The 18,447-nt window shown below is 49.7% G+C and carries 18 protein-coding genes and 1 pseudogene; 9 read left to right on the forward strand and 10 right to left on the reverse strand.

The window, feature by feature from the left end:
* The first annotated feature begins 118 nt into the window (after window positions 1-118).
* The 4 genes from ABFZ83_RS14280 to ABFZ83_RS14295 are packed head-to-tail and all read left to right on the forward strand — an operon-like array spanning window position 119 to window position 4,723.
* Window positions 119-2,536, forward strand: coding sequence for a TonB-dependent receptor (locus tag ABFZ83_RS14280; RefSeq protein WP_411817223.1), 2,418 nt, complete (start codon window positions 119-121; stop codon window positions 2,534-2,536).
* Window positions 2,537-2,595: 59 nt separating this feature from the next.
* Window positions 2,596-3,081 carry a nuclear transport factor 2 family protein gene (locus ABFZ83_RS14285; RefSeq protein ID WP_411817224.1) on the forward strand — a complete coding sequence of 162 codons (486 nt, stop codon included), beginning with the start codon at window positions 2,596-2,598 and terminating at the stop codon, window positions 3,079-3,081.
* 28 nt (window positions 3,082-3,109) lie between these two features.
* Complete coding sequence (locus ABFZ83_RS14290; protein ID WP_411817225.1) at window positions 3,110-4,363, forward strand: aromatic ring-hydroxylating oxygenase subunit alpha; 1,254 nt, start codon at window positions 3,110-3,112, stop codon at window positions 4,361-4,363.
* A gap of 12 nt (window positions 4,364-4,375) precedes the next feature.
* Entirely contained in the window at window positions 4,376-4,723 is a 348-nt protein-coding gene (locus ABFZ83_RS14295) for a hypothetical protein (RefSeq protein WP_411817226.1), read from the forward strand.
* A gap of 349 nt (window positions 4,724-5,072) precedes the next feature.
* On the opposite strand, the gene ABFZ83_RS14300 is transcribed toward ABFZ83_RS14295, so the two are convergent.
* The 6 genes and pseudogenes from ABFZ83_RS14300 to ABFZ83_RS14325 all read right to left on the reverse strand — a co-directional run bounded on the left by ABFZ83_RS14300 (window position 5,073) and on the right by ABFZ83_RS14325 (window position 9,933).
* Window positions 5,073-5,846: a hypothetical protein gene (locus ABFZ83_RS14300; RefSeq protein ID WP_411817227.1), complete on the reverse strand. Its 774-nt coding sequence runs from the start codon at window positions 5,844-5,846 to the stop codon at window positions 5,073-5,075.
* Window positions 5,847-5,869: 23 nt separating this feature from the next.
* Window positions 5,870-6,079: a helix-turn-helix transcriptional regulator gene (locus ABFZ83_RS14305; RefSeq protein WP_411817228.1), complete on the reverse strand. Its 210-nt coding sequence runs from the start codon at window positions 6,077-6,079 to the stop codon at window positions 5,870-5,872.
* A 107-nt stretch (window positions 6,080-6,186) separates the two neighbouring features.
* A complete protein-coding gene (locus tag ABFZ83_RS14310) occupies window positions 6,187-7,083 on the reverse strand; it encodes a hypothetical protein (protein ID WP_411817229.1) in 897 nt (298 codons plus the stop codon).
* Complete coding sequence (locus ABFZ83_RS14315; protein WP_411817230.1) at window positions 7,080-8,267, reverse strand: tyrosine-type recombinase/integrase; 1,188 nt, start codon at window positions 8,265-8,267, stop codon at window positions 7,080-7,082. Before ABFZ83_RS14315 ends, ABFZ83_RS14310 begins: the two co-directional genes overlap by 4 nt.
* A gap of 222 nt (window positions 8,268-8,489) precedes the next feature.
* Window positions 8,490-9,220, reverse strand: a pseudogene (locus ABFZ83_RS14320) (SDR family oxidoreductase).
* Between the two features lie 224 nt (window positions 9,221-9,444).
* A complete protein-coding gene (locus tag ABFZ83_RS14325) occupies window positions 9,445-9,933 on the reverse strand; it encodes a DUF2938 domain-containing protein (RefSeq protein WP_411817231.1) in 489 nt (162 codons plus the stop codon).
* Between the two features lie 63 nt (window positions 9,934-9,996).
* On the opposite strand from ABFZ83_RS14325, the gene ABFZ83_RS14330 reads away from it, so the two are divergent.
* Both ABFZ83_RS14330 and ABFZ83_RS14335 read left to right on the forward strand, forming a co-directional pair.
* Window positions 9,997-10,407 (forward strand): helix-turn-helix domain-containing protein, encoded by a 411-nt coding sequence (locus ABFZ83_RS14330; RefSeq protein WP_411817232.1) that lies wholly within the window; start codon window positions 9,997-9,999, stop codon window positions 10,405-10,407.
* 88 nt (window positions 10,408-10,495) lie between these two features.
* Window positions 10,496-10,894 (forward strand): hypothetical protein, encoded by a 399-nt coding sequence (locus ABFZ83_RS14335; RefSeq protein WP_411817233.1) that lies wholly within the window; start codon window positions 10,496-10,498, stop codon window positions 10,892-10,894.
* A 13-nt stretch (window positions 10,895-10,907) separates the two neighbouring features.
* Here the strand turns inward: ABFZ83_RS14335 and ABFZ83_RS14340 are convergent, their stop codons facing one another.
* Complete coding sequence (locus ABFZ83_RS14340; protein WP_411817234.1) at window positions 10,908-11,090, reverse strand: DUF3008 family protein; 183 nt, start codon at window positions 11,088-11,090, stop codon at window positions 10,908-10,910.
* A gap of 44 nt (window positions 11,091-11,134) precedes the next feature.
* Between ABFZ83_RS14340 and ABFZ83_RS14345 the strand changes: the two genes are divergently transcribed.
* Window positions 11,135-11,743 carry a YqaA family protein gene (locus tag ABFZ83_RS14345; RefSeq protein ID WP_411817235.1) on the forward strand — a complete coding sequence of 203 codons (609 nt, stop codon included), beginning with the start codon at window positions 11,135-11,137 and terminating at the stop codon, window positions 11,741-11,743.
* Window positions 11,744-11,800: 57 nt separating this feature from the next.
* On the opposite strand, the gene ABFZ83_RS14350 is transcribed toward ABFZ83_RS14345, so the two are convergent.
* Entirely contained in the window at window positions 11,801-12,868 is a 1,068-nt protein-coding gene (locus tag ABFZ83_RS14350) for a dipeptidase (protein WP_411817236.1), read from the reverse strand.
* 65 nt (window positions 12,869-12,933) lie between these two features.
* Window positions 12,934-13,563: a helix-turn-helix domain-containing protein gene (locus ABFZ83_RS14355; protein ID WP_411817237.1), complete on the reverse strand. Its 630-nt coding sequence runs from the start codon at window positions 13,561-13,563 to the stop codon at window positions 12,934-12,936.
* A 318-nt stretch (window positions 13,564-13,881) separates the two neighbouring features.
* On the opposite strand from ABFZ83_RS14355, the gene ABFZ83_RS14360 reads away from it, so the two are divergent.
* Both ABFZ83_RS14360 and ABFZ83_RS14365 read left to right on the forward strand, forming a co-directional pair.
* A complete protein-coding gene (locus ABFZ83_RS14360; RefSeq protein WP_411817238.1) occupies window positions 13,882-16,308 on the forward strand; it encodes a TonB-dependent receptor plug domain-containing protein in 2,427 nt (808 codons plus the stop codon).
* Window positions 16,309-16,419: 111 nt separating this feature from the next.
* Complete coding sequence (locus ABFZ83_RS14365; protein WP_411817239.1) at window positions 16,420-17,376, forward strand: hypothetical protein; 957 nt, start codon at window positions 16,420-16,422, stop codon at window positions 17,374-17,376.
* A gap of 91 nt (window positions 17,377-17,467) precedes the next feature.
* Here the strand turns inward: ABFZ83_RS14365 and ABFZ83_RS14370 are convergent, their stop codons facing one another.
* A complete protein-coding gene (locus tag ABFZ83_RS14370; protein WP_411817240.1) occupies window positions 17,468-18,445 on the reverse strand; it encodes a hypothetical protein in 978 nt (325 codons plus the stop codon).
* Window positions 18,446-18,447 lie beyond the last annotated feature (2 nt).

Here is an 18,447-nt window from a genome sequence, read left to right on the forward strand (position 1 = left end):
CGCCTTGTACAGAAGGGGCGGGCTCTTTGCACCCGAACAGATCGTCCTACTGACAATTCGCTTTCTTTTATAGAAACAGGTCAATTGGAAAAGGGTGTTTGGATTTACGGAGAAAACGATGACTATTGAGGGCAATAAAACTAAAAATGAGGATTTCTCCCGTGCTGATGTTGTATTGCGGCGTTGGCGCGGTGGCCTACTACTAGGTGCTTGCGTGTCTTGTTTCATGTTGCCGACGACGAGTGCCGTCGCGCAAGAAAAGGCCAATGCAGAGCAATCAAATGCTGGGATTGAAGTGATTACCGTTACGGCACGCCGACGCGCGGAATCATTGCAGGACACACCGATCTCAATGTCAGCGGTCACCTCAACAGGCCTTGAGGATCGCGGTATCGATACGGTAACAGAGATTGGAGATTTTACCCCGAATGTTAAATTTAATAGTTCGGTACCTGTCTCAGCAAGTAACGCAACGGCTGCGATCTATATTCGTGGGATTGGCCAAAATGACTATCAGCTATCTGCCGATCCAGGCGTAGGACTTTATTTGGATGGGGTTTATATTTCGCGGGGTGTTGGCAATGTGCTTGACGTTCTGGATGTTGAGCGGATTGAGATTTTGCGGGGGCCGCAGGGTACACTTTTCGGGCGAAATACAATTGGTGGTGCGGTTAGTGTTGTAACGAAAAAACCTCATGAAGAACTCAGTGGAAATTTATCCCTTACTACGGGGCGGTTTGATCGGTTTCAGGCAAAGGGATCTGTTAATCTTCCGATAGCTGACGGTGTGTATGCCAGTCTCGCGGGCTTTTATCACACCAGAGACGGGTATGTTGAAGGTGTTGTTACCGATGCGCCGGGCTTGGGTGATACAGATCAGCTGGCAGGTCGATTCGCTCTTCGTCTCGAACCATCGTCGGATCTGACAATTGATATTTCTGCAGACGGCTCTCGTTCGCGCGAAAACTCCGCGCCGGTCGTCGCGCTTGACATTAATGAAAATGCTCCCGCTGCGCAGGTATGGAACGGAGTATATTCCGGAGCGCCAGCGATATGTACTGATCTTTCAAATGCATCACGTTTATCAGATCAGCGATGCTTCAATAGTCAATGGGCGCTCGCGCCATATCAGCATGGCGGCACATTCACTGCAATTTCAGATGCATTTACGAACGGTAACCCCGAGCCTTATCGTTCCGGTTCAGACGTAAATATTTGGGGCATTTCAGGCACGGTCAATTGGCAGGCGACGGATAGGTTGTCGATAAAGTCGATAACCGCATATCGCAAAGTTACAGGCTTTTGGACGCGAGATTCCGACCACAGCCCCGCCAGCATTGTTCAAACCAACAGTGATTGGACGCAGGACCAGTTTTCGCAAGAAATACAATTTTTAGGTGATCTGCTTGATGGACGGATTAATTGGGTCGTTGGCGGATACTATTCCAATGAAAGCGGTAATCATAAAGACCTTGTCAATATCGTTGATGCCATTTTTCTAAGTGGCGCTGTTTTAGAGGGTGAAAGTCTTGCGTTTTTTGCACAAAGCACGGCTGAGATTCTTCCCAACCTGAATTTGACCGCCGGTGTGCGCTGGACGCAAGACGAAAAAACTTTCGATAATGCCAATCAGTATGTTGTTGAAGCTGGATTCCTTACTGGCGCGCCGTTTAACCCCGACGGGTCTGGGCTACAGAATGGTGATCCATTAATGGGGCCATTGGGACAGGCTACAACCATCAAAGACGAAGCCTGGACACCAATGGTAAGTCTATCCTATCGGTTTAGCCCAGAGGTAATGACCTATGTGTCGTATTCGCAAGGGTTTAAAGGGGGCGGTTTCACGCAAAGGGTCTTTCCTCCTTTCGCCTTTATTCCATCATTTTCTCCGGAAACCAGCACGACCTATGAATTCGGTTTTAAATCTGACCTATTAGACCGGCGGGTACGGATTAATGGCGCGGTATTCCAAAATGATTATGATAATCTTCAGATTACGGTGAACGATCCCACCTTGGGTTTTGCGCCAATTATTCAAAATGCAGCGAAGGCGCAAATCAGAGGGTTTGAGCTGGAAATGCAATCGCGCCCTATAGGTGAGTTATCTATAGAGGCCGGACTAGGTTATCTTGATGCTAAATATAAGAGCGTTGATATTCGGGCGTTAAGCGCCGGTGTTACAACGGACACGAAATTGCAAAATGCACCCGAGTGGACATTGAGTGCGAGCGCTTCGTACTCGATTGAAGCCCCTAGTTTAGGTGTTTTTCGGCCTCGGGTAGATTGGTCATATCGTTCTCGCGTTTACAATGATGCGGTCAACACGCCTTTGTTGGTGCAAGACGGTTATCATCTTCTCAATGCTTCAATCGCGTTCGAAGCAGACGATAGCGATTGGGGTTTGTCACTGGGCGTGAAAAACCTGACTAAGGAAGTGTATTTGGGGTCAGGTTACATTGATGACTTCGGCGGATTGGTCGAGGGGGTCTATGGCAGACCGCGCGAATGGTATCTAACTGCGAAATATTCTTTCTAAGGATCTTATTTCTCGTAGCGAAGTGATGAGCTTCGAAACGCAATTATAGATGGCACGTGATGTCGAGTTTATCTATCGAAAATCGTATTCAGCGTCTTGAGGCTTTGCGGTCAATTGACGATCTGATTGTTAATCTGAGCAGGGCTTTTGATGCTGGTCCCTCGGCGTCCGCGCTACTGCCTCTTTTTTCTGATAATGCTGTTTTTATAATTGATCAGTATGGAACTCTAAGCGGTGCCATGAACATTGCCAACGGAGTCGCGGGAAATGCTGAGGCGGGCTTTCGCTGGACATTGCACTACTTGGCTTCCCCTAGGGTGGAGCTCGATGATGGCTACGCATCTGCTAGCGTTGAGTTCTACCTTTGGGAAGTGGCGACGTCGGCGAGCGAGAAAGCATATTGGATTGGTGGGCGTTATGTAGCGAAAATCGAGTCCGATAGTAATGGAGTATGGCGTTTTATACGCCTTGAGCTCATTGCAGACTTAATTTCTCATTATCCGGATGGTTGGCGCGAAAAGCCAACCAATTTGGATGATGCATAAAACGTACACAGAGTTAAGAGAGGAAACTATGAGTAATTCTGAGGCGGGAATGCGCCGGAAGGGTGCGGATAAATTTAGCCATCTTGGTCGATCGGTTGAGGCAATTCGTTCTGAATTGGGCGTAGCCCCTGTTTCGGTAGAGGCAATAAAAAATCCGGATATTTATGATATAGAGCGCGAAAAAATATTCGCAAAGTGCTGGCTCAAAGTTGCCACAGATTGGGAAATTCCAGAGAAGGGTGACTACAAGGTAAAAGAGTTAGACGTTGCTGATACGTCGGTACTAATTGTGCGCGGAAAAGATGGAAAGGTGCGAGCGTTCCATAATGTATGTACACATCGCGGAAATAAGGTAGTTCCAACTGAAGATTTCGAAACATTTGGAAATGCTCGAGCCGATGTACTGTCGTGCAGGTTTCATGGGTGGGTTTTTGGAACGGATGGTACCTTGCGCTCTGTGCCATTAGAGGACCATTTCGGATCTCTTGATAAATCCTGTTTGGGGTTGAAAGAAATTTCTTGTGATACTTGGCAAGGGTTTATCTATATCAATCTTGCCGGCAAACCAGAACAATCGCTCGAAGAGTTTCTGGGGGATTTTGGGAAGCTTTTTGCCGGATATCCTTATCATGAAGCTACGACTTCATTTCGGTACTCAACGATTCTTGAGTGTAATTGGAAAGTCGCGCTGTATGCTTTTTCCGAAGGATACCACGTGCCTACTATTCACGCAGGTTCGTTGCCTGGGTTTCGCGGCATAGAGCACAGTGAATTTAAATTGATTGGTCCCCATGCGTCTTCGACTATATTTGGGTTAGGGATGGAAACGGCAGAATCGACGGCGAAGTTTGCCGGGTTGTTGCATAGCGATGAACATCATGGTCCGCGTCGCGACTTCCTCCCGCCCGGGATTAACCCGACTGACCGTAGTGATTTCCAATTTGAATTGCCGAATATTTTCCCAAATTTTATAATCCATCTTGCGTCTGGTTGTGGTTATCCAGGCATGGCGTACTTCACCCACCAGTTTTGGCCTCTTGATCATGGAAGAACACTCTGGGAAGGGATCAATTATTTTAGACCAGCTCGAAATGCTGCGGAGCGGGTTGCACAACTTCATGTAAATGCGCTGCACCGAAATGCGTGGCTCGAAGATACCGCTACGATGGAGGATACATTTTCTGGAATATGTTCCGGTGCAATCAATGAAATGCAGCTTATGGATCAGGAGTTTTTGATTCGACATGCAGCCCGAACCCATGAAAAATTTCTCAACGCCTAAGGAGGTAGATTTATGATAACCCTGCCAGGAAAGTTCAGCGATTTGGATGATCTTGTACAGAAATGGGCGAGACCTACTGAGCATCAGCGAAATGAAATTCGTTGGTCAGCATCAACGGAGGAGTTTGCAGAGTTTTACGATCGTGTATTGCCGCGGGTCGATTCAATTCTAGATGAGCTGACAAAATGCCAACTCAATAAACTGAGCGCATCAGAGGAGAACCTGTTCAACTTGGCGGCTGCATTCGCCGAGGCAGCACCGCATCATGAATTATACGGCGGAAGTTCAGTTGTTCCGCATAGCTTTTCGGCAAGACGCTTTGTTCCGGGACACGGTCACCAGCCGAGTCATCAAGTATAGAACGATGAATGCGTAGCATCGTGTGAATTATCCGGATAATGCATTGATACTTTCGTGTGGTATTAATTGCTTATTATAGGGCGCTGAAAAATTGATCGCTTTGTTTTTCGGCTTAGGTCAAAGTGATGTGAGATATACAGATTAACACAATTTTCGATGAGGTTATGGGATGTGACTGTTGGCTTGGTTCCGTGATTACTCTCCAAAATTGCATTTTGGATTGGGTTTTGCTTGCAGCAATACGGTTTCAGCGACATGAAAAAAAATTTCCTGAAACTTGCGCGCGGAAAAATGCGCCTCATCCGGGCGGTCTCTTGCTAAACCTTTCTAACTTTTACCTCCCCCCTCCCTATGTGGTCGGGATGGGAATGTCGCAGGCATTAAGTAAGGCAAGGCATCGCGCTTGGACGTTCTCTCGGTCATGATGTAGCGCGTCCATGATTTCTTGAATACGCTGCCCAGCATTTCCGTTTGACGAAATGCTGTTTCCTCGTAAGGCGCTTAACGCATATTGCGCTGCCGTCATTGCGCCAGGGGATACGCTGAAATTCGCACCTCCCGGTTCGACAAAGCCTTCCTCGCAGGAAGATCCCTTAATTAGCCACGAGACCATGGCTTTGGTGATTCTTACATTGTGATCAGCCTCACTATGATCAACGAAATCGCTCGATGATCTTGCAAAATCATTCGTACGCTTTGTGTTTGTATAGTCAGTATTGTTAGTTACTGTTCGACCATGATTGGACCGATCTACAGGTCTGGGAGAGCCATGGTTAGGTTCAGCCTGAGCGATAGTGGGAGTGCTAAGGCCTGCTTTTTCATTCTTATGGAACGCTAATTTCTTCTCACCGGAAAGGAAGGATAACAGCACTTCGAGGTTGACAGTGTAGTTGCAGCGATAGTTCCTTTCAGGACCGGCCCTTGTGCGTCTGATCAGACCAACGTCCTCCAACTCATGGAGGCACCGTTTCAACGTGGCGACGGAGAAGCCGCAATCTGTTGCAAGAGTGGCCTGCGACAAAGTTTGCATTGGATGGCCAGAATGATCGCAAATATCAGCGAGGCGCGCCAGCGCGGCTTTGCCATGTGCGCTGAGCTCAGGAATGCGTGCGCACCATACCATTCCTTGGAGACGCCCACTCACCGCTACTGACCGTTAGCGCTGAGCTGTTCAATCAAGGTCTCAATATCACTCGCGCGCCACGCGCTAATATTGGCCGATAGCCGAACCGGTGCCGGGAATTCGCCGGTTTTGACGCCAAGATACCATCGCGAGCGACTGACGGGGATAAGCTCAAGGACTTGTGGAAGCCTTAGAAATCCTTTGAGCGGTGGGCTGGTGTTCTCGATACTCATTTTATTGATCCGACATTGGCTGCGCCCCGGTGGGATGCGCTGAGACAATCGAATCAATAAATGGGTGGCCCCGCTAAATCGGCGTTTTAGCGGGTTTGACTATCGGCTCAATCGTAGTTTCGAACCGCACCGTGTTTTTTCTTTGCTTTGCTTATGTGCTTTTCGAAAGTACGGAAGGTAATCGCAGGACCGTTCGCATTTCCATCATCATCTTCGACAAACAGTTTTTCTTGTCCAGCACCGAACTGACGGGAAACGAAGTACCGTTCGTCAAGATCAACAAAATCCTTTGCTCTATTTGGGAACTCTTCTGAGATACTCTCCCAGTGTTCTTTCGCGGATCGTACTGGTGCGGTGGCCACTAGTTTTTGGGCGAGCGTTGTTGCCCAGACCGCACCCTTACGACCGCCGCCGGTCGCACTATTCTTTTCTTCATCATTTAAAATTCGTTGGAGTATCAGGAGACACAGTTCAAATCGTCTGGCAAAACGAATTACAAATTCGCGAGGACAGTTTGGGTGCAACAGTTCATTTCCATAGTAGGCAATTTTCGCACAGACTATAGGGTAATCTAATTCACCGAGACCGAGCCGGTTTGTTAGGAATGAAGCGATTGTACTCGAGGCATAGAATTGATTGGCCGGGCATATATTGGCCATTTTTTCTATTCGCCAACTGCCATCAGGGCACCATACGTATATCTTGCCTTCTGGTGTTTCCGGCTCTCGTGGCAGTCCCATTTCTGCCAATAAATCTTTGGCACATTCTGTGATCTCACGGACGTTCGCTTCGTCACAGAAACTGTTTTTTCGGGAAAACATTCTCTTTAAGGACGCTCCGATTTCGTCCTCAGTCATTTCCGGACGTTGCAGCGTTACCCTAGATGTTTCAAAACCCGACCGTCTAAAAGTTGTCTTAATCTCTCCATTTGGCAATTTCTCTACGGAGTTTTTATGACTCTTGCATTTTCTTAAACGGTTTAAGTCTGCCTTATACATACTCATTTGTTCAATAACTCCCTATTTTCATGCGCTTCGAGAAATGCACACCAATCTTGCATCATCGCTCGCCGTTGCTCAACGAGCGTCGTTCTGCGATAGGCAGCCTCGACCTTATCCCGAGTCTTATGGGCAAGAGCGGCCTCTTTTACGGTATGTGGGTAACTTGTTCTCTCTTCCGCCCAGTCGCGGAAGGAAGATCGGAAACCATGGGCGGTATAAGGTTCATCCATGCGCTTCAATGCCGTCAAAAAGACCATATTAGAGAGCGGCATGCCTCTGCGCCGTCCTGGGAAGATCAGCGAGCCATCGCCGAATAGTTCCTTTGCTTCCTCTAGGATGGCCACGGATCGTGACGAAAGCGGCACTTGATGCATTTCGCCCATTTTCATGCGCTCAGCGGGGATCGTCCATAGCTTGCCGTCGAGGTCTATTTCGCTCCATTCCGCCAGCAGGACCTCGCTTGTACGCGATGCGTTCAAGACCAGAAACGCAAATGCCAGCTTTGCGGCTGGATCCATCTGTGATGTGGCGATCCGGCCTAAAAATTGTGGCACATCACCGTAAGCCATTGACGCAAAATGGCGTTGTTTCGGTCGCTTTGACCCAAGCGCCGTAGTCGCATCGATCGCCGGATTGGGCGCGTCTCTTAGGCCTTCACCGATCGCGGCGCTCAGCACTTTTGAGATGCGTTGTTTGACGCGCCGCGCCGTCTCTGGTTTTGCCGTCCACACCGGCTCGAGCGCTTCTTTGACATCAAGCGCCGTGATCTGGTCAAGCGCCTTGTGACCGAGCTTCGGAAAGGCATATCGTTTTAGCGTACTAATCCATTGCGCGGCATGCTTTTCATTTTTCCACTCATGTTTGAGGGCGGCGTGTAACCGCAACGCATAATCGCTGAATGTCGGCGTAGCGGAATTGCGCCGGTGCCTTGGAAGCGGGTGTTGGCCATTGCGAATCTGTGCTCTGATTTCGTCGCGGCGGTCGCGCGCTTCTCTGAGCGATACCTCTCGGGCAGACCCCAGCCCAATATCCATTCGACGCCCTGCTGCCGTGACGCGCATAACCCAGCGCCGCGATGTTGGGCTGACCACATGCAACATCAATCCTAAGCCATCCGTATACCGGCCGGGCTTTTCAAGGCTCGCTACGCGGCGCGCCGTCAGTTGGTTATAAACAGTCCTCGGCATCCTGATTCTGTCCCACTAAGCGTCCCACTTTGGGTACGAGATTCGTTTGGAATCCATGAGACAAAATGAGACTGGAAATGTCTATAGCCTTTTGTATTTATTGGAGAAAATAGACGGCACAGGACGCCGCTGGACACGCTTCAGGAGGCCTCTCTCTCCGCCATTTTTTCGCTCGGGGGCTATCACGTCTCGGCGTCTGTTGTGGCCGATAGCGCTCGCCGGTTAAATCATGCCGCCATTTGCCCGCAGAACCTGACCGTTGATCCAGTGTCCATCGGGGCTTGCTAAAAAGGCGATTGCATTCGCAATGTCTTCTGGCGTTCAAGTGGCGGCATTTTTGCCAAGCGATCAACAACCTCTTTTGGTTTGCCGTCAAGAAAGAGGTCTGTTGCGGTTGGTCCGGGCGCAACGGCGTTCACGGTGATATCTCGCCCGCGTAGCACTTTAGCGAAGATCTTCGTCATGGTCTCGATAGCCGCTTTCGTGCTTGCATAGACCCCATATGTTTCAAGGTTTAACCCGACAACGCAGGTTGACAAATTAATTACGCTGCCACCGTCTTTAAGGCGCGCCGCGGCCTCTCTCATTGTATTGAATGAACCTTTAAGGTTCGTCGCGATTTGCGTATCGAAGAGGGTGTCATCACTCTCGGCAATCGTGGACAGGTTCATTATGCCGGCATTGTTGATGAGTGCATCGACGCCATTGAAGGCCTCTTGGGCTATGTCAAAAAGTCGCTTTACCGCTTTAGGGTCCGCAACATCCGCTTGCACGGCGATCGCTTCACCGCCGAGTTGCTCAATATTTTGAACAAGATCCTGTGCGGCTTTTTCATTGCCGGCATAATTGGCGACGATATTAAAGCCGTCATTTGCCAACCGGCTGGCAATTGCGCGACCGATCCCGCGGGATGCGCCGGTTACAATTGCCGTTCTTTCGAACGCTTTTGTCATTGATGCTCTCTCAACCTTTTCAAGACTGTGACGGAAGGACGAATATTGAGTGCAACACTTCCCCATATGACGGACACATTTATTTGGTAGGCAGGACTAATGTTGAGCCGCTTTTTTGGTAGTCACGCTAATTATAATGAATGTGCAGATTTTGAAACCGTGGAGCTGGTCATTCTGAATCAATTAGCTTCCGTTCCAGGAGATATATCGCAAATGTGTCGTGATTAAATTTGCGATACTAAAATACCGCCGATGTATAAGCCTACACCGAATACAAAATGGGAGATAAGGCTGCGTTGCCTCGCGGTCCAAGGCGCAGGGGTTTTTGACGCGGCGATGCCCATACCAAATGCAGGTTGCATTATAAAGAAAGGCGCAATCACGCCCAAGACACCGACGGTCAGCGCAGGCATGAACGAAACGGTTTCGAGCCACCGGCCTGGGAACAAAAGAAGACAGGCAGCAAAGGCAACCCCAATCACATAGTGGATGGTCCATCCGATGACCGCTTCGTGGCGCATCGCGGGGCTATCTATAATTGTGTTGTGTTGGAATTTTCCTTTCGTCATCCAAAGTACCCAGCGCCCCACAAGCGCAAAGTTGAGTGACGGGATATTCGCGAATTTCGCGCGGGCCCAATTGAATAAATCCAAAATAAAGGTGGCAATCACGCCTATTGCGATAATCCGTAAAGTTGTTTCGATGATTGTCATTTCCGGTTCCTGCTATTCGATGAATAGCGTAACATGCCACTTCAAGTTAACTTGAGGTCAAGAATGAAATCGCTGGAAATATCGGAAGTGGCTAAGCGTTCGGGGTTGCCGGCTTCAACCTTGCGTTACTATGAAAGTTTGGGCCTCATCGAATCATCGGGGCGGCACGGACTAAAACGGCTTTTCCATCCGTCCGTATTGGAACGGTTGGATATTATTAGTCTGTCGCGCTGGGCCGGATTTTCTCTGGAGGAAGTCGGCGACTGGTTTGGCCGTGATGGAAAAGTTTCAATTAACAAGGCGCAGCTCGCGCAAAAAGCCGATGAAGTTGAAAAGCGTGCGGCCCAAATGCGGGCACTATCAAAAATTATTCGGCATACCTCGCAATGTCCGAAAAATAATCACCTTGAATGCGAAAATTTTAGAAAGCTGATGAAGATCGCCAGGCGATACCGGCCGAGAAAAGCGAATTAAGCAATAAATACAATCGTGAAATAAACTGTATTTTGCCAAAACTTATCCTGCATATTATAGTCACGATGTGTGATCAGGTGCCGGCGAGATGTCAATCAAAGAAAAACCGTTGATCAAGGCCGTCGGTCGGCTAGGGGCGTTGCCGGGTTTTTTGTTTTCGCATCCGGTTTTTACTGGTTTCTTTGCAATGTTGATGTGCGGTGTATTCGGCGCAGTATTTTCTATTTTTAATGTGGCCGGCCGCGGCATGGTGGAGGCGCAGGCGCTCTATGAAGCTGTGGTTGCCGGTGCTTTCTTGTTTATGGCTGTGGCGTCCGTAATCTATATTGGATTATTTTTGAGCGCCTATAAGGAGCCGGACGAGGCTTCGGTCAGGCGACAGTTCACGCTTGGTGGACTAATGGCGATCATTTTGACATTAGTGTTATATTTAAGCATCAATCAGTGGTTGACCGACTATTTCATGACCGCGGGGCCGCTGGTGTAAATTGGTAGGCTGATCAATCTTTCTTGTCCGGAAGATCATCATGATCGGTTGACGCCAGTTCTTCCAACTCGTCTTCGGTCATTGTTTCATACATTTCTTTTGACGCGCCTTGAAGGTCAGATTTTTTGGTTTCTCCGCGTTTTGCGGAAAGAGCGGCTCCGGCGGCTTGTTGCTGGGCTTTTGATTCTGCAGGCATGGCAATCTCCCTTGTTTTAATAGGGGAACAACGGGCGGGTATAATTGTTTCCAATACTCATCGTAAAAAATCAGTATGGATTGGGTGTGGCGCGCTATTTGAAATCTTTAAGCGAGAACCGAAAATGGATGGGCCCGAACTCCGCTTTTCTTGGCTTTCTTGAGGGGTCTTTTGTGCCTTTTCCAATGGAGCCTCTATTTATTCCGATGATGGCTTCGGTGCATCGTCGCGCCTGGCTTTTGGCGCTGTGGATGGTGGTGGGAAATGTGGCTGGCGCGGCCCTCATGTATGCGCTTGGTGCTATGTTATTAGAGCCGGTGGTTGAGCCGCTTATGGCAACGCTCAACATGACCGAAGATTTTGAAGAGGCGAGTAAATCACTAAAGGAAAACGCGTTTATTGCGCTTTTTACCGTGGGGATAACGCCTATTCCGTTTCAGGTGGGGGCCGCTGCGGCGGGCGCAGTCGGTGTGTTGACGCCAATTTTCCTGTTTGCGGTGTCGCTTTCGCGCGGTATTCGGTATCTTGCCCTCGCTGGCTTGGTTATGTTGGTTGGCCAACGGGCAAGCGCGCTCTTGAAGAGATATGAAAAGCCAATTTTTATTGGCGGATTATTACTCTTTATAGGAATAATCGCGGCCGCCATGCTTTAATAAAAAAGCCGCGCCCGAATGTCTGGCGCGGCTTTGGTGTTGGTCAAAAGTAGGGCGCTATCCGATCGTCTCTTTGTAAAGTCGCTTCAGATTGGTGCCCATAATTTTTTCGATGTCTGAATGGCTGTATTTGCGTTTTTTGAGGCCATCCCAGATCACTTCCATTCGGCGTGGGCCATTAAGCGCATCGATGAACAGGGGCCAATCTTCAATATGGAAATTGTCGCCTTCTTCGGCGGCGAGTTCGGCAATATATTCATCGGTCATCGTGATAACGCGGTGGTCGCGGTCACTACCGATTGCAACATGCTCAACACCAATGGTGTTCACAGCGTGGTCGATATGATCGAAATAGGCCGGAAGCGCGACGTCAGGCCGTTTATCGGTCAGGAAGGGCCGCATCTGGCAAATACCGACTACGCCGCCTTTTGCCGCCATTGCTTTCAATACTTTATCACTGGTGTTGCGGATATTCGGGTAAACTGCCTGACAGCAGGTATGCGAAATAACGATTGGCTTTGACGACATCTCAATTGCGTCGAGCATGGTTTTTTCATTGGCGTGAGACAAATCAATCAGCATGCCAACTTCGTTCATCTTGTTGATGAGTTTCCGGCCGAATTCGGTAACGCCCGAACCACGAAGCTCCTTACAACCCGCGCCCGCCCAGTTTTGATAGTTGTAAGTCAACTGACTGCTACGTACACCCGCATCATAGAATTCCTGAACCCGATTAATGTCGCGGCCGAATTGGGTCGAGGTCTGGAACAAATAATAGACCGCGATTTTGTTTTCGCGCATGGCGCGGTCGAGGTCAGCGGTCTTGGTAGCCTTAATCAACAGATCCGGATGTTTGGCGATATATTCGTCGTGCTCAACGACGGCGGCTTTGCCCTCTTCATAGGCTTGTTCTTCGAATACCTTCGGATCGGTCAGCGTAACCGTAATGGCGTTCAGGCCGCTTGCGCGGATTTCGTTAAGAAGGGCGACGTCATAAGTGGTCCGTAACTCGCCCATCGCGTCGAAGATGAGAGAGCCTTTCGGTGTTCCTTTAGCATTTGCGCCGGTAGCGGATAGAGCAGCGGTCGCAGAGACCCCTGCTAAAAAGTTTCTGCGATCAAGCATTGGGCGTTTCCTCGAAATTATTTTCCAATAAGCAAAAAATAGCCCATTGGAATAATGAATTCAAGTTAGCCCGTGTTGATCCAGAGAACCTTCGCGTCTTTCTTGCTGGTGGAAATGCAGGCGTGGCGCATCGCGCTGTCTATATAGACGCCATCGCCGGCTTCGAGTTCGGCCGGCTCGTAATGTTCGGTGTAGAAGCGTACCGAGCCTTCGAGGACATACATGAATTCCTCTCCGTCATGGCTGCCCCACTCTTTAAATTCGTCGATTGAGCGCGCTTTAACGGTCGTGAGAAAAGGCAAAATCTGTTTGCGCTTTAACTCTGCGGCGAGGAGCTGATGGCTATAGACTTGCGCGTCCAGAAGGCGGCCTTGCCCTTGGCGCACAATGCTTCGGCGCGCTTGCGGCGGCGTTGTGGCGCTGGAAGAAAAGAGGTCTGTTATATCGATGGAAAAGCCGTGAGCCAGCTTTTGAACCACGTCAAAGGTTGGCGACATTCGGTCATTTTCAATCTTCGACAACGTCGATGCTGCGAGCCCGGTTGCGGATGCAACATCTTCGAGCGTCCATCCTTTCGAGCGGCGTAATTCGCGAATCTTCTTCCCAAGCTGAATCGTGGGGCGGGGCTGAGTTTCCCTAGCCGGTCCAACGGCGGATTGAAGAATATCTGTTGGGCTGGCTTTTAATTCCGACATTTACGAGGTCTCAAAGGTTGGGTGCGTCGCTGAAAGTCGCAGTAAGATACGACATTTATTTACGCGTTTAAAGCGCCGTATTTTTCTATGGGTTTATTCAAGCGAACCAGCCTTTTAGTTGCTTGCCGCATATCGCATTGATTTTCCACAAGAAAAGTAATGACCACAAAATGGTATTTTCGCAACAGAAAATTTCCTCTCATGACAGTCTTGTGAAGAAAGCCTTTACAAGAGAAAAAATTTTATGATAGGAAAAATCTTGGCTACCCGTGTCGAATATCGGGGAAGCACGGGTTTATTTAATAGGGAGGCGATTTCATGAAGAAACTGCTGGGTATTATGGCGGCCGCGTCGCCACTGGCATTAGCGATCAGCGCTCCAACAGCATATGCTCAAGAGGGTGATGCTGCTGAGGCTGGTTCAACTGACGTAATTGTATCGATTGGTACGCGCCGTAAGGGCCGGACCGATACTGAAAGTGTTATTCCGATCGATGTGGTCGGACCTGAATTAATCAAGGCGTCGGGTTATGTTGACCTGAATGACAGCCTGCGGACGCTGGTTCCGGCGTTCAACGCGCGCCGCTTGCCACTGAATGATGGCGCATCTTTCGTGCGTCCGATCACGCTGCGTAGCTCGCCTGCTGACCATGTCTTGTTGCTATTGAACGGTAAGCGTCGTCACCGCTCTGCGACCGTGCAGATTGGTACGGGTCACGCAACCACATCTGGCTCGCAGGGGCAGGATTTCAACCTCATTCCGCCAATCGCGTTTCAATCGGTTGAGGTGCTGCGCGACGGTGCATCTGCGCAATATGGTTCGGATGCGATTGCCGGCGTCGTAAACCTTTCGCTGAAGAATGCGCGTGAAGGCGGTTCGATCACCGCGCATGTTGGTCAGTATTATGCTGGCGATGGCGAGACCTATGACATTCAAGCGAATATGGGCTTTGGCCTGACTGATGCGGGCTTCCTGAATGTCAGTGCACAATATGTGAATGAAGCTGGTACCAACCGGGCTGGTGTTCATGACGGTGCCGCTGCGCTTGCAGAAATGGGCATTACGGGCATTCCAAATCCGCCAATCAATACTGGTGATCCGCAATATGAAGCGATCAAAACCGTATGGAACAGTGAATTGGATCTGGGCGGCGGTGCGTCGGCATATCTCTTCGGTAACTATGCTTGGTCAGACTCGCTGATTGGCTTTTCTTACCGTCAGTCACAAGCTGCTGGTGGACTAGGTCAACACGCAACTTTTGCGGATTCAGCCTATGAAGGCACGGCTGCGCACCCAGAAGATTTCGATCTTCAGTCAATCTACCCCGGCGGCTACACGCCAAAATTTGGTGGCGAGCAGTCAGACTTCTCGACAGTTGTTGGTGTACGCAGCAATGATGATGGCCGGTTTGGCTATGACGTATCATTCCGTTACGGCAATAACGAAGTCGATTACACACTGTCTGAATCAATCAACGCTTCGCTTGGTGTGAATTCGCCAACGACGTTCAAGCCAGGTGGATTGGCACAGCGCGAAATTCAGGTCGATGCCGAACTTTCTTATAGCTTGCCGACTGAGCTTTTTGCCGATGATATTTTCTTCTTCGGTGGCGCGTCATATCGGAACGAAGCCTATACAATCTCTGCCGGCGACAAAGCATCTTATGAAGTCGGTCCGCTTATCGATCTTCCGGTCGGCTCAAACGGCTTCCAAGGCTATAGCCCAGACACAGCGGGTACTTTCGCGACAAGTAGTTATGCCATCTATCTAGAGGCGGAAACGAATGTCACCGATGCGTGGACCCTTTCTGCGGCTGGTCGTTACGAAGACTACGAAGCGTTTGGCGACAATTTCAGCTATAAAGTCGCGACGCGCTATGACTTTGCTGAAGAATTCGCGGTTCGCGGTGCGGTTAGTACCGGTTTCCGTGCGCCAGCGGCGGGTCAGCTTTTCGGCCAGAGTCAGACATCACAGCTGAATGGTCAGGACTTTATTCTTGATGCGGTTCTCGTCCCGGGTTCACCTGCGGCACAGATCTTTGGATCGACACCGCTTGTGCCTGAGACTTCGTTCAGCATGTCAGCGGGTGTCGTCTTTACGCCAGCGAGCAACTTTAATGCGACCCTCGACTTCTATCAGATCGATGTCGATGACCGTTTGTTGCTGACGGATTCAATTGTCGTGACGCCTGCGCAACAGGCTGAGCTCGCGGCATTGGGTTATCCGAATGGCGCATCAGTTGAAGAAGTTCGTTATTTCCGTAACGCAGTTGATACACGTGTACGTGGCTTCGACTTTGTTGCGTCATACGATCTTGACTGGAATAGCGGTGCACGGACGAATATCAGCACCTCGGTTGCCTATAACGAACAAATCCTTCGGGCAAATCCAGACAATATCATTCCGCCGAATAAGGTCATCGAATATGAGCAAGGTATCCCGGCTTGGCGCGGTAACCTGACGGTCAATCAATATATCGGTGATTTCCGCTTGATGGCGCGGGGCGTTCTCTACGGTCCATGGCTCCGGTCCGGTGGCTTGGAACGCGATGCGGCTGTGCTTGCGGATGTCGAAATCGAATATAATGGTTTCGAAAACATCACGATCGCTGCCGGTGCACGTAACGTGGGTAACAAATTCCCTCCGGGACGTGGCCTCGATTTCCTCGGCATCATCTATGACAATCACAGCGTCTTCGGGACAAGTGGCGGTTATTACTACGCACGCGCTACCTATAATTTTTAAGCGCAAACTATAATGAAGATGGCCGGTTAAACCTTGTTTGACCGGCCTTTTTTGAAACTTGAGTAGATTGAGGCGATTTTTTTGCTCCCTCAAAAAAATAGGTGACGAGAGATGTTCTACCCCTCTGTAAACAAATCAAATTGCCGTCGCGCTTTTCGATCTACTCTTTCCGCCGTTGCTTTCGTATTTGCGGTATCCCTCCCAATTGCCTCGGCAACGGCGGACCCTTATTCCGGCCAGACCACCCTGTTGGGCGATCCACTGCGCGCGCCGGATTTTCCGAAAGAATATCTTGAAAAACTAGAACTCGATCTTGCAATCGCGCAGGCAGCTTTTGAGGTCGCGCACGACCGTGAGGATTCATATATCTGGTTGGGCCGCCGTTATGGTTATCTCGGACGGAATGCCGAAGCGATTGACGTGTTCACGCGCGGTCTCGCAAAATTTCCGAACAGTTATAAGCTTCATAGATTCCGCGGGCGGCACCGCGCACGAAATCGCGACTTCGATGGCGCGATTGCCGATTACAAAGCAGGCCTTTCGAAAATGGAAGGCATCGCCGATTCGTTCGAACCCGATGGCGCGCCTAATGCTATCGGACTAACCATTTCGACCTATCGCAGTAATTTACATTACTATCTCGGGCAAACCAGTTTCGCGACGGGCGATTACCAACAGATGATCGATCAGCTTGAGCTGTCCACGCAATCACCCATCGCCTTACCGATAAGAGATCACGAAGTCGCCGTTGTCTTTTGGCAATATATCGCGATGAAAAAACTGGGTCTCGACAAGCAGGCTGCAAAGCATTTAGCGACGATCCCCCAGCGCCTGGATTTAATCGAAAATCATTTCTATCACCGCGCGGTAAAGGTCCTTCAGGGGCGTATTCCGGCGAGTGAAGTGCTGGAAAATGGTGATAGCCTTGCGAAATTTGCGCTCGGCATGAAACTCGAATTTGAAGGGGAGAGAGCGCGGGCGAAAAACATTCTCCGCGATATCGTTAAACAAAATGCGCTGGGTTACTGGCCCGCCGAGGTCGAGCTTATCCGTATGGAAAGCGATTGATATATTCTCCGCAAATTCTTCCCAGCCTTTGAGCACAAAAAAACCTGCTGTTGCCAGCAGGTTTTTTCTTTGTCTTGAAATTGCGTCGTTTTTATTTTTTGACGCGCGCGTTCGCTGCGGCGAGGTCTTTTTCCGCTGCGATGTAACCAAAAGCGGCCCAGCTTGGTCCGTCAACTAATTCGTTCATTAGCGCATAGGCTTTTTCTGGCTGGTCATTATAGAGATACCAATTCGCGATGCCGTAAACGATACCGGCTGAGCCGATGCTCGCGACTTCGTCTGGCATGGCTTCCTCATAGGAAAGCTCACCTTTGTAGAACAAGCCCGCGCGGTGGTAATAGGTGTTTTCGATGATTTCCATGTCTGGGTGAATACGCTCCAACACCTTGGCAGCTTCTTCATCACGGCCCATCCGGCGCAAAATCATATAGAGCCAATGACCAGAAGCGACGATGCCGTCATCATTGTCTGAAAGTTCGAAATCTTCTGCATAGACGCGGCGTGCATTTTCCCAATCATGCTTGAGATAATAAGCAAGACCGAGATGATAGCGGATATTGCCGTGGGTTGTTGTCAGCGGAATGTTCATCGCATTTGGCATGCCATCAGGTTCGATTTGATCCTCGGTGCCGACAATCATATCTGCCGCTTTGCTCAGATCAGCGATTGCTTTATCGAACTGGCGCGTTGAAATATAGCGGTGGCCGCGATGGCGCAGCATGCGAGGGTCATCCGGGTGCTTCTCAACGCCCATCGTAAAGATATCGATGGCATCTTGGTAACGCCCAAGATAAGCCGTGCGGCGGCCATACCAGATTAATGCATCCGGATCTTCCGGATTGGCTTCATACTCTGCTTTTGCAGTTTCAAGCTTCGCAAGAGCATTTGCGGAAGGCTCGCCCGCATATAAAGGTTCGCCGAAAAGCGACATGGCTTCGGGTTCACCCTGAGCAATCTCGGTCTGAGTAATTTCGGTTTTTGTTTCTGTTGGTGCTTCTTTTGTTTCTGGTGCCGAACAGCCAGCAACCAAGACCGCAGGTGCGATCGATAAAAGCAGTAGTCTTTTCATTT

Source organism: Hyphococcus formosus (genome assembly GCF_046736345.1).
Taxonomy (GTDB): domain Bacteria; phylum Pseudomonadota; class Alphaproteobacteria; order Caulobacterales; family Parvularculaceae; genus Hyphococcus; species Hyphococcus formosus.